12 protein-coding genes are annotated in these 13,971 nt (G+C 58.1%); 8 read left to right on the top strand and 4 right to left on the bottom strand.

What is annotated here, in order from left to right; all coding sequences use genetic code 11:
- Positions 1-14: 14 nt before the first annotated feature.
- Positions 15-1,010 (top strand): YeiH family protein, encoded by a 996-nt coding sequence (locus tag J7447_RS04645; RefSeq protein WP_209168936.1) that lies wholly within the window; start codon positions 15-17, stop codon positions 1,008-1,010.
- Between the two features lie 182 nt (positions 1,011-1,192).
- A complete protein-coding gene (gene metG / locus J7447_RS04640; protein WP_209168934.1) occupies positions 1,193-2,713 on the top strand; it encodes a methionine--tRNA ligase in 1,521 nt (506 codons plus the stop codon).
- Positions 2,714-2,828: 115 nt separating this feature from the next.
- Here the strand turns inward: metG and dapA are convergent, their stop codons facing one another.
- The 3 genes from dapA to J7447_RS04625 all read right to left on the bottom strand — a co-directional run bounded on the left by dapA (position 2,829) and on the right by J7447_RS04625 (position 4,769).
- On the bottom strand, positions 2,829-3,707 hold the full coding sequence (dapA, locus tag J7447_RS04635; protein ID WP_077290297.1) for a 4-hydroxy-tetrahydrodipicolinate synthase: 879 nt from the start codon (positions 3,705-3,707) through the stop codon (positions 2,829-2,831).
- Positions 3,708-3,850: 143 nt separating this feature from the next.
- Positions 3,851-4,135, bottom strand: a complete 285-nt coding sequence (locus tag J7447_RS04630) for a YciI family protein (protein WP_077290298.1) — start codon at positions 4,133-4,135, stop codon at positions 3,851-3,853.
- Between the two features lie 40 nt (positions 4,136-4,175).
- Positions 4,176-4,769 (bottom strand): TetR/AcrR family transcriptional regulator, encoded by a 594-nt coding sequence (locus J7447_RS04625; protein WP_209168932.1) that lies wholly within the window; start codon positions 4,767-4,769, stop codon positions 4,176-4,178.
- A gap of 541 nt (positions 4,770-5,310) precedes the next feature.
- Between J7447_RS04625 and egtB the strand changes: the two genes are divergently transcribed.
- Positions 5,311-6,576, top strand: a complete 1,266-nt coding sequence (egtB, locus tag J7447_RS04620; RefSeq protein ID WP_209168930.1) for an ergothioneine biosynthesis protein EgtB — start codon at positions 5,311-5,313, stop codon at positions 6,574-6,576.
- Positions 6,576-7,538: an L-histidine N(alpha)-methyltransferase gene (egtD, locus tag J7447_RS04615; protein ID WP_031269029.1), complete on the top strand. Its 963-nt coding sequence runs from the start codon at positions 6,576-6,578 to the stop codon at positions 7,536-7,538. Before egtB ends, egtD begins: the two co-directional genes overlap by 1 nt.
- 88 nt (positions 7,539-7,626) lie before the next feature.
- Here egtD and J7447_RS04610 read toward each other — a convergent pair whose 3' ends face one another.
- Complete coding sequence (locus tag J7447_RS04610; RefSeq protein WP_077290300.1) at positions 7,627-8,517, bottom strand: alpha/beta hydrolase; 891 nt, start codon at positions 8,515-8,517, stop codon at positions 7,627-7,629.
- 313 nt (positions 8,518-8,830) lie between these two features.
- Between J7447_RS04610 and J7447_RS04605 the strand changes: the two genes are divergently transcribed.
- The 4 genes from J7447_RS04605 (at position 8,831) to J7447_RS04590 (ending at position 13,970) form a co-directional block, all read left to right on the top strand.
- A complete protein-coding gene (locus tag J7447_RS04605) occupies positions 8,831-9,700 on the top strand; it encodes a MurR/RpiR family transcriptional regulator (protein WP_055659167.1) in 870 nt (289 codons plus the stop codon).
- Positions 9,701-9,752: 52 nt separating this feature from the next.
- Positions 9,753-10,721 (top strand): TAXI family TRAP transporter solute-binding subunit, encoded by a 969-nt coding sequence (locus J7447_RS04600; protein ID WP_023000225.1) that lies wholly within the window; start codon positions 9,753-9,755, stop codon positions 10,719-10,721.
- Between the two features lie 184 nt (positions 10,722-10,905).
- On the top strand, positions 10,906-13,542 hold the full coding sequence (locus J7447_RS04595; protein ID WP_168687847.1) for a TRAP transporter permease: 2,637 nt from the start codon (positions 10,906-10,908) through the stop codon (positions 13,540-13,542).
- Positions 13,539-13,970 carry a universal stress protein gene (locus J7447_RS04590; protein ID WP_023000227.1) on the top strand — a complete coding sequence of 144 codons (432 nt, stop codon included), beginning with the start codon at positions 13,539-13,541 and terminating at the stop codon, positions 13,968-13,970. The genes J7447_RS04595 and J7447_RS04590 overlap by 4 nt, the downstream gene beginning before the upstream one ends.
- The last annotated feature ends 1 nt before the right edge of the window (position 13,971 follow it).

Genomic DNA, 13,971 nt, shown 5'->3' with positions numbered 1-13,971 from the left:
ACAAAGAACGTTTCATGGTTGCTCCATTGAAAGACCGGGCTAACCGGCTGTTCCCGGGTATTGCGATTGCCGGGCTTGTCGCCATCGCCGCGCAATTCCTCAACGAGCACTACGGGGCACCGGCCATGTTGATGGCCATCCTGCTTGGCATGCCGCTGAACTTCCTGTCGGAAGAACAGCGCACGGGCGAAGGCATCGCCTTTGCAGCCCGCACGCTGCTTCGTGTCGGCGTTGCCCTGCTCGGCGTCCGCATCAGCGTGGAAATGGTGCAGCAGCTGGGTCTGCCGTTTCTGCTTCTGGTGATCCTCGGCGTCCTGGTTACCATCGGCTTTTCCCTCTTGATCGGCAGGCTGTTCGGACGAGACAGGTTGTTTTCGTTTCTGACCGGCGGCGCGGTCGCCATTTGCGGTGCCTCCGCGGCCATGGCCATAGGCTCCATCCTGCCGAAACGCGAACATGCCGAACGCGATCTCGCCTTTACGGTGATTACCGTGACCGTCCTGTCCACACTGGCGATGATCTTCTACCCGATCCTCACCTCCTCCCTCGGCCTTTCCATGGACGCGACCGGTGTCTTCCTTGGCGGCACGATCCACGATGTTGCCCAGGTTGTCGGGGCCGGTTTTTCGATCTCCGAGGAAACCGGAGACCTCTCGACGCTGGTGAAACTGATCCGCGTCACCATGCTGGCGCCCATCGTTCTGGTCGCGGCGCTCATCCTGCGCAAGAGTTCGGAGCCGGGCAGCGCCCGTCCTCCGATCATGCCGGCGTTTGTTGTCGCCTTCCTGGTGCTTGCCGCACTCAATTCCTTCGGCCTTATTCCGGACGTTGCCAAGGAGGCGGCCGGACACGTTTCCCGCTGGGCGTTGCTGGCCGCAATTGCGGCAGTGGGCATGAAAACCTCGATCCCGAAACTGCTGGAAGTCGGCGGCCCGGCCATCTGGATGCTGGTCACGCAGACAGCGTTTCTGGCGCTCTTCGTTCTGGGCGGCATCTGGCTGATCGGCTGACCTTTCAATCGGCCTTGCCGCACCCATATAACGAAGCAGAACCCCGGTCTTTTCAAAGGCCGGGGCTTTTCTTGTGCGGGCGAGTATGGAATATAGCTCGCACCTCTTTAGGCGGAACGGCAGATGCGCCGCAACAGGCCGGACCGGACTTGTTTCCGCCCAAACATTTCGAAAGCGTTTGGATGAAAAGCTACATCACCACCCCGATCTACTACGTCAACGGTTCTCCGCATATCGGTCACGCCTTCACCTCCGTGATGGCCGATATCCTGAAACGCAACCGACAGGCGCTGGGGTATGACATGATGCTGTCCACCGGCGTGGACGAGCACGGACAGAAGAACCAGGAAGCAGCGGAAAAAGAGGGAATGTCGGTTGAAGACTACCTCAACATGCGCTGTGCAGAATTCCGCGATGTCTTCGACCGTCTGGACGTGGCTTACGACTATTTCGTGCGCACCAGCCGCGAGGGCCACAAGACGGCCGTCGCTGGAATGGAGCAGTCGATCTTTGACAAGGATCTGATCGTCAAGAAGAACTACACCGGCACCTACTGCAAGGGCTGCGAGGAGTTCAAGAAGGAATCCGATCTGACCGAAGAGGGCCAGTGCCCGCTGCACCCGACAATGAAGGTGGAGCAGACGGAGGAAACCAACTACTTCCTGAAGATGGAACCGTTCCGCGAGCGCCTTCTGCAGCACATCGCCGAAAATCCGGACTTCGTTCAGCCCGAAGCGTTCAAGAACGAACTGAAGCAGATGCTGTCCGAGCCGCTGGAGGATCTCTGCATCTCCCGGCCGAAAGCCCGTGTGACCCTTGGTATCGAACCGCCGTTCGACACCGAGTTCGTCACCTATGTCTGGTTCGATGCGCTGGCGAACTACCTCACCAACATCAACTGGCCGGAAGCAGGCTACGAGAGCTGGTGGGCGGAATGCGAGCATCTGATCGGCAAGGATATTCTCAAGCCGCATGGGGTCTACTGGCCGATCATGCTGATGGCCGCCGGTGTGCCGCTGCCGAAGAAGCTGTCCGTCCACAGTCACTGGGTTGGTGCGGGCGGCGTGAAGATGTCGAAGTCCATCGGCAACGTCGTCGATCCGATCGAGGTCATCGAGAAGCTGGGCGTCGACGCCTTGCGCTGGTACCTCGCCCGGCACATGCGTGCGGACAGCGACAGCCAGATTTCGGTCGACTTCATCACCCAGTCCTACAACACAGAACTGGGTAACAAGATCGGCAACCTGCTGTCGCGGGCGGCCAAGTTCTCCAAGGCCCGTTTTGACGGCAAACTGCCGGCACCGGGTCCGCTGTCAGCCGAGGACGAAGCGATCCGCAAGTCCGTGCTTGAAGCCACCAAGGGCATGGGCGAATGGGTCAACCTTGCTGAAATCCCGGCTCGCATGCAGTCGATCATCACCGTCGCCGACGAGATGAACAACTACTTCGCCGAGCAGGCTCCCTGGGATCTCATCAAGAACGAGGAGACCCGCGAGCGTTGCCAGACGGTGATCTACGTGACGCTGGACTGCCTGCGCGTCGTCATGGAAGCGCTGACACAGGTCATCCCTGCATCTGCCGGCAAGGCTCTTGCCATGCTGAACGCACCGGCTGTCGCCTGCCCGTGGAAGCCGGAACTTGACCGGCTTGAAGGCAATAGCGATCTCGGCGAAATCGAGACACTTTATCCGCGGGTTCAGTAAGCCCGTCACGGCTTGATCAAAAAAATGAAGCGCCCCCTGCTCGGGGCGCTTCAGATAACCAATCGCGCGGAAAGCGATTTCCAGCCACAAAGTGTACGGCGAACGAGCAGAGGCTCTAGAGCAGACCTGCGATTTCCATGGCTTTGTCGATCTCGCGACGGGTTGCCTCAGTCACCGGTGTCAGCGGCAAGCGGACATCTTCGTGGCAAAGCCCCAGTCTGGACAGGCCGTATTTGGCGCAGGCTGCGGGTGGCTCGAGGAACATCGCGGAGTGGAGCGGCAACAGGCGGTCCTGATACTCCCGGGCAAGTTCGAGGTTTTCTGCAAGTGATGCGCTCTGAAACTCGGCACAAAGGCCTGGAGCCACGTTGGCGGTCACTGAAATGCACCCTTGCCCGCCATGGGCGTTGAAACCCAGTGCGGCGGCGTCCTCTGCACTGAACTGCATGAAAGCCTTGCCGCAAAGTGCCCTTTGCTTGCTGACCCGCTCCATGCTGCCGGTGGCATCTTTCACGCCGATAATCCGCGGCCAGCGTGCCATCTCGGCCATGGTTTCCGGCAATATGTCGATCACACACCGGCCCGGGATATTGTAAAGGATAATCGGGATCGCGCTGTTGTCGTGGAGAACCTTGTAGTGGCTGAGCAGGCCTGCCTGGTTGGGCTTGTTGTAATAGGGCGTCACGACCAGCGCCGCATCTGCGCCAACGGCTTCAGCGTGCTGAAGCATGTCGAGGGATTGTGCCGTTGCGTTGGAGCCAGTCCCGGCAACAACCGGAATGCGGCCGGCCACGAGATCGACGACCCGCTTGATGACGTCCTTATGCTCGATCTTGGAGACAGTCGGGCTTTCGCCCGTTGTCCCGACAGCAACCAGCCCGTCGCTGCCCTGGGCAATGTGCCACTCAACGAGACGTTCCAGCGCTTCGATGTCAACGCTTCCGTCCCTGAACGGTGTGACAAGGGCGGGAATGGATCCCTTGAGTTCGAGCATGTGGCGTCCTCCCGGATCCGCGCTGTCTGAAAGCACGGTCCCATGTCCATCGATAGTCATTCCAGATCGATGTGCCACCAAAAACCCGTCACTGGCAACCTGCCCCGTCCCTCATGAACATCTTACTGCATCATGATCCGCGATCAGGCAGCCAAAAACTCCAGGCGATCATCGAACCGCGCAGGTGTTATTTCCAGAATTTCGGCCGTTACGACACCTTCAGCAACGAAAGGGTCTTCGGCAACAAATCCTTCAAGTTTTTCCAGGCTAGCGCCGTGCGCTATAATCCCGCCGCCGCGGTTCGGCTGCAGGCTGCCGACCATCAGGAAATATCCTTGCTCGAACCCGCGTTGGATCCAGGCCTTGTGGCCTTCCATGAGTTCGCCTGCCCGGGATTTGTCAGCAAAGGTGAGTGTCACGACAAACATGTCATTCTCCATGTAGGTTTTTACGAAAGGCAAAGGCGAGTTACTGGATCTTGTTCTGCTGTGTCCCGGCAATGACGCCGTCCAGCCAGCTCAGGATTTTCGAGACTTCACGCTCGACATAGGCCTTGTCCTTGAATGCCTGGGCGAGTGTCGCGACACCCTGGCTCCAGCCAAGGACATGCATGGCGTAGTCCCGCGAATTCTCACCGCAGCCGAGTTCGCGAAACTGTGTTTCAAGCCAGTCGCCGAACAGGGCCATGATCTCGTTGGCCTTGTCCCGTGAGGGATGATCGATCTTTGCCAGCTCCGTCGTCAGCGTACCGACGGGACAGCCGTAAGCCATGATTTTCGCCTGGTTGACGATGACGATCCGGATAAAACAATCAATCCGTTTCCGTGCTTCATCCGCCGTCTCGTCCCATTTGGCAAGCAGCTCTCTGCGATCCGACAAACGCTTTTCGATCACGGCATCGAGGATCTCGTCCTTGGTCTTGAAATGATAATAGAAGTTGCCGCGCGAGATTTTGACCGCTGCGGCAATGTCCGCGAAGGACGTCTGCGTAAAACCTTGGGCATAGAAAAGGCTGTCCGCCGCATCCACGATCTGACGCCGTGTCTCGCCTGCCGCAACCATATCCATCTCCCTTCGTATTTCCGCATCATTCATTAGGACAAGTGACCTATTGACGAATTAGGACGGCCGTCCGAATAAGTCAAGTGAAGTTCATCAGGAAAACACGGATGCCGCGCGAGACAGGCAGTGTGGCGCTGCTGCGAAGGGTCATTTCAAGCTGACACGAAGCGATTTTCGCTTCCCTCACATCAATGTGAACTCTGGTTGCAGCAACTCCTGACACACCCTGTCAGTAGCTGTTTTTTAGGATGGGTTTCGACGGTCACACCTGATCTACAGGAAGGCAAAACGCAAAACTTCCATCACTCTCAACGACTTGGTGACTTTCCGCACCCGATCCAATCGATTGAAGATTAGTCTCAACAATGTTTCTTTTTATCAACAATACGCAACCAAGTGCCTTGATCGCGCATTTGTGCACAGGACCGGTGCAATTTCCGACATTGGAATGCCCCGTTCGCTGCCTACCTAGAAGTCGCTTGGTGGCAGACACAGGTCCGGCTGGAGGCACAGCAGCCGGTTCCCGCGTGGAGGGATTGACATGACATTGCTGGATGAGCGGACGCATGAAGCGCCTCTTTCCGCCGTTACCGACCTGTTTGATCGGGTCAGGGCACAGACACTTGCTCTCGCCGCCCCCCTCAGTCCGGAGGATATGGGGCTGCAATCCATGGAGGATGCCAGCCCACCCAAGTGGCACATGGCACACACCACTTGGTTCTTCGAAGAATTCATCCTGAAGCCTTCGCTGCCTGGCTATCAGCCACGCGATGATCGTTTCGCCGTGCTCTTCAATTCGTACTATGTACAAGCCGGCCCGAGACATACCCGGTCGAGACGGGGCCTGCTTTCGCGACCCAGCGCCGCCGACGTGCTTGACTACCGCTCACATGTCGAAGACGCCCTGCGTGAAGGAGTTGCCCGAAACGCCTTTTCGCTCGAACAGGACAAGCTTGAAGAGCTGATTACCCTCGGCTGTCATCATGAGATGCAGCATCAGGAACTGCTGGTCACCGATCTCCTCCATGCGTTTTCCTTCAATCCGCTGCTGCCTGCCTATGTCGAGCCAAAACCGGCACCGGTCAGCGCGGTTGAAACCGCCGAATGGGTTTCCTACGACGGTGGTCTTCTCGAAATCGGCCACGACGGGACCGGCTTTGCGTATGACTGCGAAGGGCCACGTCACAAGGTCTGGCTGGAGCCCTATCGTCTTGCGGATCGTCCCGTAACAAACGGTGAGTGGATCGCCTTCATGGAAGATGGTGGTTACTCAACCCAAACGCTCTGGCTGATGGAAGGCTGGGCCGTGCGAGAGAAGAACGGTTGGGACAGCCCCCTCTACTGGTGGCAGCAGGACGGTCAATGGTGGACCTATACCTTGCAGGGACCACGACCGGTTGATCTTGCGGCACCGGTTGTCCACGTCAGTTACTACGAAGCGGAAGCCTTTGCCCGCTGGGCAGGTCGCCGGTTGCCGACGGAAGCAGAGTGGGAAGCCGCTGCAGAGCCGACCCCGATCGAAGGCAATTTCCTGGAAAGCGGGGCCTTTCAGCCTGTTGGCCGCAGACCCGGCCTTTGGGGCGATGTCTGGCAATGGACCAGCAGCGCTTTCAGTCCCTACCCAGGTTTCCGACCACCCGAGGGGGCCATTGGCGAATACAATGGCAAGTTCATGGTCAACCAGATGGTGCTGCGCGGCGGGTCCTGCGCGACCCCGAAGGAACAGTTGCGGTCGTCGTACCGCACCTTCTTCTATCCACACCAACGCTGGCAGATGCTCGGCCTGAGGCTGGCGGGAGATCAATGATGACCAAGCATGTTTCTCCCGAGAACCAAACGGACGAGAACCAGTCGGATATGTTTCGCGACGACATCCTCTCCGGTCTCCTCAAGGACCAGAAGGCGATCAGCAGCAAATGGCTCTACGACGATGTCGGGTCACATCTGTTCGAAGCAATCACCGAACTGGATGCCTATTATCCGACCCGAACGGAGATCTCGATCCTCGCACAGAATGCCAGGAAATATCGCCGTCTACCGGGCGCACGCGGAGCGATGGTCGAACTGGGCAGCGGGTCCAGCCGCAAGACAGACCTGTTGCTGAATGCCTTCCCGGACCTGTCCGTCTACATGCCGATCGACATTTCAGCCAATCATCTGAAAGCTGCTGCCGAACGGGTGCGCCGCGCATACCCGTCATTGGCGGTAATCCCGGTTGCTGCCGATTTCACACAGCCCTTCGGACAACTGCCGTTGCTGCCCGAGTTGCCAGTGCTGATCTTCTTTCCCGGTTCCACGATCGGAAACTTCGAGAAAACCGAGGCAGCGGCACTCCTGGCGAACATTCGCTCAGCCATGCCGGAGGCCAGCTTGGTTATCGGTGTGGACCGGCCAAAGGATGCAAAAGTCCTGCAGGAAGCCTATGACGATCCGGCCGGGATCACAGCAGCCTTCAACCAGAACCTTTTGCAGCGGATCAACAGGGAACTGGATGGCGATTTCGACCTCGCCGCCTTCGCACACAAAGCCATCTGGAACGAGGGCGAAAGCCGTATCGAGATGCATCTGGAAAGCCTGGGTCAGCAGCAGGTCTCCATCGCCGGGGAAACCGTCGCATTCGCAAAGGGCGAGACAATCCACACGGAAAACTCGCACAAATACAGCGAGGAAGCGTTCGAAGGCATCGCCCGCGAAGGCGGATGGCAGATCACGGACGTCGACAGCGACGAGAACAAATGGTTCTCGGTCTATACGTTGCAGGCTGCTTAAGCCCTTCTACTTGGGTCACCTAACAGAGGCGGGTGAGGCAAAGTTTCAAGGCCTCACCCGCCACTTACTCAATGGTTCAGCCTGAAGCTTATTCGATCTGTGCGATGAATCCGGCCAGCACCCTGTTGAACCGGTCCGGATACTCCCAGAACATCATATGGCCACCAAAGGCCTGCACCGAGCTGTTGGGCGTATGGACGGCAAGGTAGGCCTTGGCACTGTCGGACCAGTGATCGGCGATCACGAAGGCCGACGGCAGCTTCGCATCGACCTCCTTGGCCGTCTCTAGGTAATTGCTGAAATTTCCGGCTGCCAGATAAGCCGCGGCCACGAATGGTGGCGACTTGGTCGACTGGTCAACAATCCAGCGGGACAGTTCCGGCGTGTAGTCCTGTTCGATCATGACCTCGTCGGCATACCAGTTGATGACGTTGCGTTGGCCTTCAGCTGACTGAATGCCGCTGTAAAGTTCCGCAATTTCCGCGACGCTTCCCTCAGCCCAGTCGCCGTCATTGCCGGTTAGCGGTGTCGGCGAAAGATCGATGCACATATGGGCGGACGCAGCATCCACAGACCTTGTCTTGATGAATTCCCAAGTGGTCAGGCAACCGAATGACCACCCCACCAGCACCGGCTTTTCGACCTTGAGATGATCAAGCAACTTTGCAAGGTCAGCCCCCTGGGTAACGTAGTTATTGCCTTCCAGTGTCAGCGTCGAGCGGCCGTGGCTTCGAGGATCGAAGGTGATGACCCGGTGGTCTTTCGCAAAGGCTTCGATCTGATGTTCGAACACCTGTGTGGTGAAGGTCCAACCGGGAACAAACACGATCGGAAGACCCGATCCGTGATCCTCGTAATAGAGATCGACCCCGGGCTCGACTTCAAAGAAGTCACCGGCAATTGCCGGAGCTGCCATTGCAAGTGTCAACAGCACCGACCGGGCACATGTGGCCAAAGTTCTCGATGTGTAGTCAGTCATGTCTCTCTCCCCTTATGGTCACAGGAAAAGCGCAATGCCCCCAATGGATTATATCATTAATAAAACCTTAACGTGTATTATAATTTCAACAATCAATTTATACGTGTATTTTTATCAGTGACGTTTTGAGCAGGTACCGAGAACCGTCATCGCCGCGTCAAACCGCTTGGACAGGGACATTTTCCTGCCTTGAGTGTGCTGGCAGGACGGGCAAAACCGTAGGGATTTCCGGTAGAAAGGGAGGGATCGTTTTCAACGCGAAACATTTGTTTCACAAATTGACAATGTAAAAAACAAATGGAACAGTAACCGGATGGAAACCATTTCGCCGCCCCATCTTCGCACCGCAATTTCGGCCAATTATGCCGACCTGAGCGATGCATTGCGTACGGCAGCGGATTACATTGCGGAAAACCAGGTGGAAATCGCCACCCGCAGCCTGAGGTCGGTCGCATCGGCCAGTGGTGTTTCGCCGGCGAGCTACACCCGACTTGCAAGGGCACTGGGTTTTTCTGATTACGAAGCGTTGCGCGAACAGGCCCGGAACGAGTTGAGCCACCGTGGGCGAGACACGTTTCAGGACAAGGCCAGGAAGCTGCGCTCGGATGCCGACCTGCCTTTGCTGCCACGCCAGGTCTCCGCTTGCATCGACAACATCAAGGCACTGGTGGACGACATTGACCCGGCCGTTCTGGATGCTGCCGTCGACCGGCTCAGCCAGTCCCGCAAGATCATCCTGATAGGCGCCCTCGCCTCAGCAGGTTTTACCGACTATTTCGCCTATCTGGCCAAGTGGTTCGATGACAGGTGGGTCGTTGCCGGGCGCAATGGTGCCACTCTGGGCAGTACGCTTGCCGGCATTACATCGGCCGACACGGTCATCGTCCTGTCCAAGCACCCTTATGCCCACCGTTCGGTACGCGCGGCAAAAGTGGCGGCAGGAAATGGTGCACAGGTGATCGTCCTGACCGACAGCCACGCCTTTCCAGGGTTGCAATTCGCGAATTACCACTTCATACAACGCACTGAAAGTCCACACTTTTTTTCGTCTTACGCAGCCACGCTTGTGCTTATCGAAACCATTACAGGCATGCTGGTTGCGCGGGCCGGAGCCGAGGCGGAAGCCCGGATCCAGGAGGTCGACAGACACAATCGTCTGCTCGACGAATTTGAAAACGTCTAGCGTGGATCGCCATGCCGGACACAAGAATTCAAACAAAGGGAAGCCAAGTCAAATGATGATGAAACTGAACCTTGCGGGCGCCGTCATGGCGACCAGCATCGCATTCACCGGCGCAGCCTCTGCAGAGCAATTCATCACCATCGGCACTGGTGGTGTGACTGGCGTTTACTATCCGACCGGCGGAGCCATTTGCCGGCTCGTCAACAAGGGCCGCAAGGACCATGGCATTCGTTGCTCCGTGGAATCCACCGGCGGGTCCGTCTACAACATCAACACGGTGCGTGAAGGCGAACTGGAGTTTGGTGTTGCCCAGTCCGATTGGCAGTATCACGCTTACAACGGCACCTCGCAGTTCGAGGAAAAAGGCCCGTTCGAAGACCTGCGAGCCGTCTTCTCCGTGCACCCCGAGCCGTTCACCGTCGTTGCCCGCGCCGATAGCGGCGTCACGTCCTTCGAGGACCTGAAAGGCAAGCGGGTCAACATCGGCAACCCGGGTTCCGGTCAGCGCGGCACCATGGAAGTTCTGATGGAAGCGATGGGCTGGTCCACGGATGACTTCGCGCAGGCGACCGAGCTGAAGGCTGCAGAACAGTCTGCCGCCCTCTGCGACAACCAGATCGATGCCATGGTTTACACGGTCGGCCACCCGTCCGGTTCCATTCAGGAAGCAACAACGGCGTGCGATTCCAAACTCGTGAACGTTGACGGCCCGGTTGTTGGAAAGCTGATCGAAGACAACAGCTACTACCGCAAGGCCACCATCCCGGGCGGCATGTATCGCGGCAATGACGAAGACGTCACCACCTTCGGTGTCGGCGCGACCTTCATCACGTCCGCCAAGGTGGACGATGAAGTCGTCTACACGCTGGTCAAGTCAGTGTTCGAGAACTTCGATGCCTTCAAGAAGCTGCATCCTGCCTTTGCCAACCTGAAGCCGGAAGAAATGGTGAAGGACGGCCTGTCCGCACCGCTTCATCCGGGTGCTGCGAAGTACTACCAGGAACAGGGCTGGATCAACTAATCCTTGCCAACATTTCGGGTCCGGACCATGTCCGGGCCCGTTTCTCTGCTGCGGCCCATTGAACGACACTTTGGCCAAGGCATTTCTTGAATGAATTAACAGATGCCACGGGCTGCGTGGCTGTCGGGTGCCAGCCGAGCGCAATGCCGACGTTGCGCTTCAGCCGGAAGACCGGGGGAACTTCATGTCTGAACAGAACCAGCCGAACGGACGGGACCAACGACAGGGACTATCCGAAGAAGAACTTCAGGAACTCGTCGCCTCCTCCGATTCCGGGTCCAGGAACCCTGCCGGATCCGTCGGGATGATGATCGCCACCGTGGCCCTGATCTGGTCCTGCTTCCAGGTTCTGCTCGCCTCCCCCATCGTCTACTACGTCCTGCCGTCGGACATCATCAACAACAGCCGACAGGTGCATCTGGCGTTTGCGATGTTCCTGGCATTCATGGCCTACCCCGCACTGTCGAGCAGCCCGAGACACCGCGTCCCAATCCAGGACTGGGCCCTGGCGTTTTTCGGCGCCTTCATTTCGCTTTACGGCTTCTTCTTCTACGACAAGATCGTTGCCAACGGCGGCTTGGCCGACGACACCGACAAGTGGTTCGCCCTTGCCGGTATCGTGGTCCTGTTTGAAGCCGCGCGCCGGGCACTCGGCCCGGCCATGGCCATCGTTGCAACCGTATTCCTGCTCTACGTCTTCTTCGGCTCCTCAGAATGGGTCCCGGAGGTCATCCGCTGGAAGGGCGCTTCGCTGCAAAAGGCGATGAGCCACATGTGGATCACGTCGGAGGGTGTCTTCGGTATCGCGCTCGGTGTCTCCACCAAGTTCGTCTTCCTGTTCGTGCTCTTTGGCGCCTTGCTGGACAAGGCGGGTGCGGGCAACTACTTCATCAAGATGGCCTTCGGCGCGCTCGGTCACCTGAAGGGTGGCCCGGCCAAGGCAGCCGTTGTCGGCTCTGCAGCCACCGGCCTCATCTCCGGCTCATCCATCGCAAACGTCGTTACCACGGGCACATTCACCATTCCGCTGATGAAGCGCGTCGGCTTTACCTCTGAACAAGCCGGATCGGTCGAGGTCGCATCCTCCGTGAACGGCCAGATCATGCCGCCGGTGATGGGCGCCGCCGCCTTTCTGATGGTCGAATATGTCGGCATTTCCTATGTCGACGTGATCACTCACGCCTTTCTGCCGGCCGTGATTTCCTACATCGCGCTGGTCTATATCGTGCACCTTGAAGCCGTTAAGCGGAACATGCCAACCATCGGGCACAAGACCGTTTCAACCCTGCGCACGATCATCGGCATGTTCGTGTTTTTCGCGGCCTTTGCCGCTCTTTGCTATGGCGTGCAATACCCGGTCGGATGGATTGTCGCCCTGGTACCGGAAGGCGCGTCGTGGATCCTCGCGCTACTGGTTTTCCTTGCCTATATCGCTCTGTTGAAACTGGCTGCCAGCGTCGATGACCTTCATCCGGACGACCCCAATGCCAAGGAAATCACGCTTCCGGATATTTCCCAGATCTACAAGGCTGGTCTCTACTACCTGCTTCCGATCGTCGTGCTCGTCTACTTCCTGATGATCGAGCAGAAGTCACCGGGCCTTTCAGCCTTCTGGGCAACGGCTCTGCTCTTCGCGATCCTTCTGACCCAGCGTCCGATCAAGGCGATCTTCCGGGGCGAGAACGAGACGGTCGAAGCCTTCAAGGAGGGCGTCAACGACCTCGTCCACGGCATGATCGACGGTGCCCGCAACATGATCGGCATCGGCCTTGCGACCGCAACAGCCGGCATCATCGTCGGCACGGTCACCCTGACCGGCATCGGCCAGGTGATGGCAGATCTTGTCGAGTTCGTATCCGGTGGCAATCTGGTGCTGATGCTGGTCTTCGTCGGCGTCCTGTCGCTGATACTTGGCATGGGTCTACCGACAACGGCCAACTACATCGTGGTGTCTTCACTGATGGCCGGGGTCGTGGTCGAACTCGGCGCGCAATCCGGACTGATAGTTCCGCTCATTGCCGTGCACCTGTTCGTCTTCTATTTCGGCATCATGGCGGACGTAACGCCACCCGTGGGTCTAGCCTCCTTTGCCGCGGCGGCGGTGTCAGGAGGCGATGCCATAAAGACCGGGTTCACGGCATTCTTCTATTCTCTGCGGACGGTCGCCCTGCCCTTCGTCTTCATCTTCAACACCGATCTTCTCCTGATCGACGTCACGGTGACCCAAGGCATACTCGTCTTCATCATGGCGACGATTGCCATCCTTGTGTTTACCGCAGGCACCATGGGCTATTTCCTGACCAAGAACAGGATCTACGAGAGTGTTGCCCTGGTGCTGGTCGCCTTCGTGCTGTTCCGTCCGGATTTCTTCATGAACCGGATCCAGCCTCCGTTCGAGATCGTCTCGCCGGACCGTTTCGTCCAGGCAGTTGGCGATGCACCTGCAGGCAGCGAGATCCGTCTGGTGCTGAGTGGTCCGGATTTCGACACCGGCAACACGATGGAAACGCGCATTGCGATCACGCCCGGAAGCGAAGACGGGGGCGAAGCCAGATTGCAGGCGCTTGGCCTGACGACAATCGAAGAAGACGGTGTTCTGAAGCTGGAGGAACCCTTCCCGGGGACGCCCTACTTCGAACAGCTCGGAACGTTCGACTTCTACGGCGACGAACCCGTGGTCGTTAAAGAAGCTCGCCTCGAGGCGGATCAGTTGCCGAAGGAGCTGATCTATATCCCGGGGCTTCTGCTTCTGGCCCTTGTCTTCATGCTCCAGCGCGCCCGCGCAGGCCGGACCAACCGTGAAGAAGGAGTAGCGGCATGACGAAATCCATCTTGTGCGCCGTCGACGTCCAGCAGGTCGACGACACCAAGGTTCTGGAAACGGCCGACAAGCTCGCCCGTCTGGACGGTGCCCAACTCGATGTAATCACGGTCGTCCCGAGCGCCGGCATCAATCTTGTCGCTTCCTATTTCGACGAGAACTTCCAGGGTCAGATGGTGGCGGAAACCCAGAAAAAGCTGGTCGAGAAGGTCTCAAGCGTCCTCGGGGCGGAAAGAAACAGCGAAATCCGGCATCTGGTCGCCACCGGCTCCATTTACGAGGAAATCCTGGAAGTCGCGAAAAAGACCGGGGCAGACCTCATTGTCATTGGTGCCCACCAGCCCCATCTGAGCGAATTCCTGCTCGGACCAAACGCAGCGCGGGTCGTCCGTCATTCGAAATGTTCGGTCTATGTGGTGAGGAACTGAC

The sequence above is a fragment of the Labrenzia sp. R5_0 genome (genome assembly GCF_017743835.1).
GTDB classification, from domain to species: domain Bacteria; phylum Pseudomonadota; class Alphaproteobacteria; order Rhizobiales; family Stappiaceae; genus Roseibium; species Roseibium algicola.
This window is presented reverse-complemented; position numbering and strand designations above follow the sequence as displayed.

Excerpts from the sequence above, each read along its gene's own strand:
- J7447_RS04645 (WP_209168936.1), top strand. The coding sequence starts at position 15 with ATGGTTGCTCCATTGAAAGACCGGGCTAACCGGCTGTTCCCGGGTATT.
- metG (WP_209168934.1), top strand. The coding sequence starts at position 1,193 with ATGAAAAGCTACATCACCACCCCGATCTACTACGTCAACGGTTCTCCG.
- dapA (WP_077290297.1), bottom strand. The coding sequence starts at position 3,707 with ATGCTCGAACTCAAGGGATCCATTCCCGCCCTTGTCACACCGTTCAGG.
- J7447_RS04630 (WP_077290298.1), bottom strand. The coding sequence starts at position 4,135 with ATGTTTGTCGTGACACTCACCTTTGCTGACAAATCCCGGGCAGGCGAA.
- J7447_RS04625 (WP_209168932.1), bottom strand. The coding sequence starts at position 4,769 with ATGGTTGCGGCAGGCGAGACACGGCGTCAGATCGTGGATGCGGCGGAC.
- egtB (WP_209168930.1), top strand. The coding sequence starts at position 5,311 with ATGACATTGCTGGATGAGCGGACGCATGAAGCGCCTCTTTCCGCCGTT.
- egtD (WP_031269029.1), top strand. The coding sequence starts at position 6,576 with ATGACCAAGCATGTTTCTCCCGAGAACCAAACGGACGAGAACCAGTCG.
- J7447_RS04610 (WP_077290300.1), bottom strand. The coding sequence starts at position 8,517 with ATGACTGACTACACATCGAGAACTTTGGCCACATGTGCCCGGTCGGTG.
- J7447_RS04605 (WP_055659167.1), top strand. The coding sequence starts at position 8,831 with ATGGAAACCATTTCGCCGCCCCATCTTCGCACCGCAATTTCGGCCAAT.
- J7447_RS04600 (WP_023000225.1), top strand. The coding sequence starts at position 9,753 with ATGATGATGAAACTGAACCTTGCGGGCGCCGTCATGGCGACCAGCATC.
- J7447_RS04595 (WP_168687847.1), top strand. The coding sequence starts at position 10,906 with ATGTCTGAACAGAACCAGCCGAACGGACGGGACCAACGACAGGGACTA.
- J7447_RS04590 (WP_023000227.1), top strand. The coding sequence starts at position 13,539 with ATGACGAAATCCATCTTGTGCGCCGTCGACGTCCAGCAGGTCGACGAC.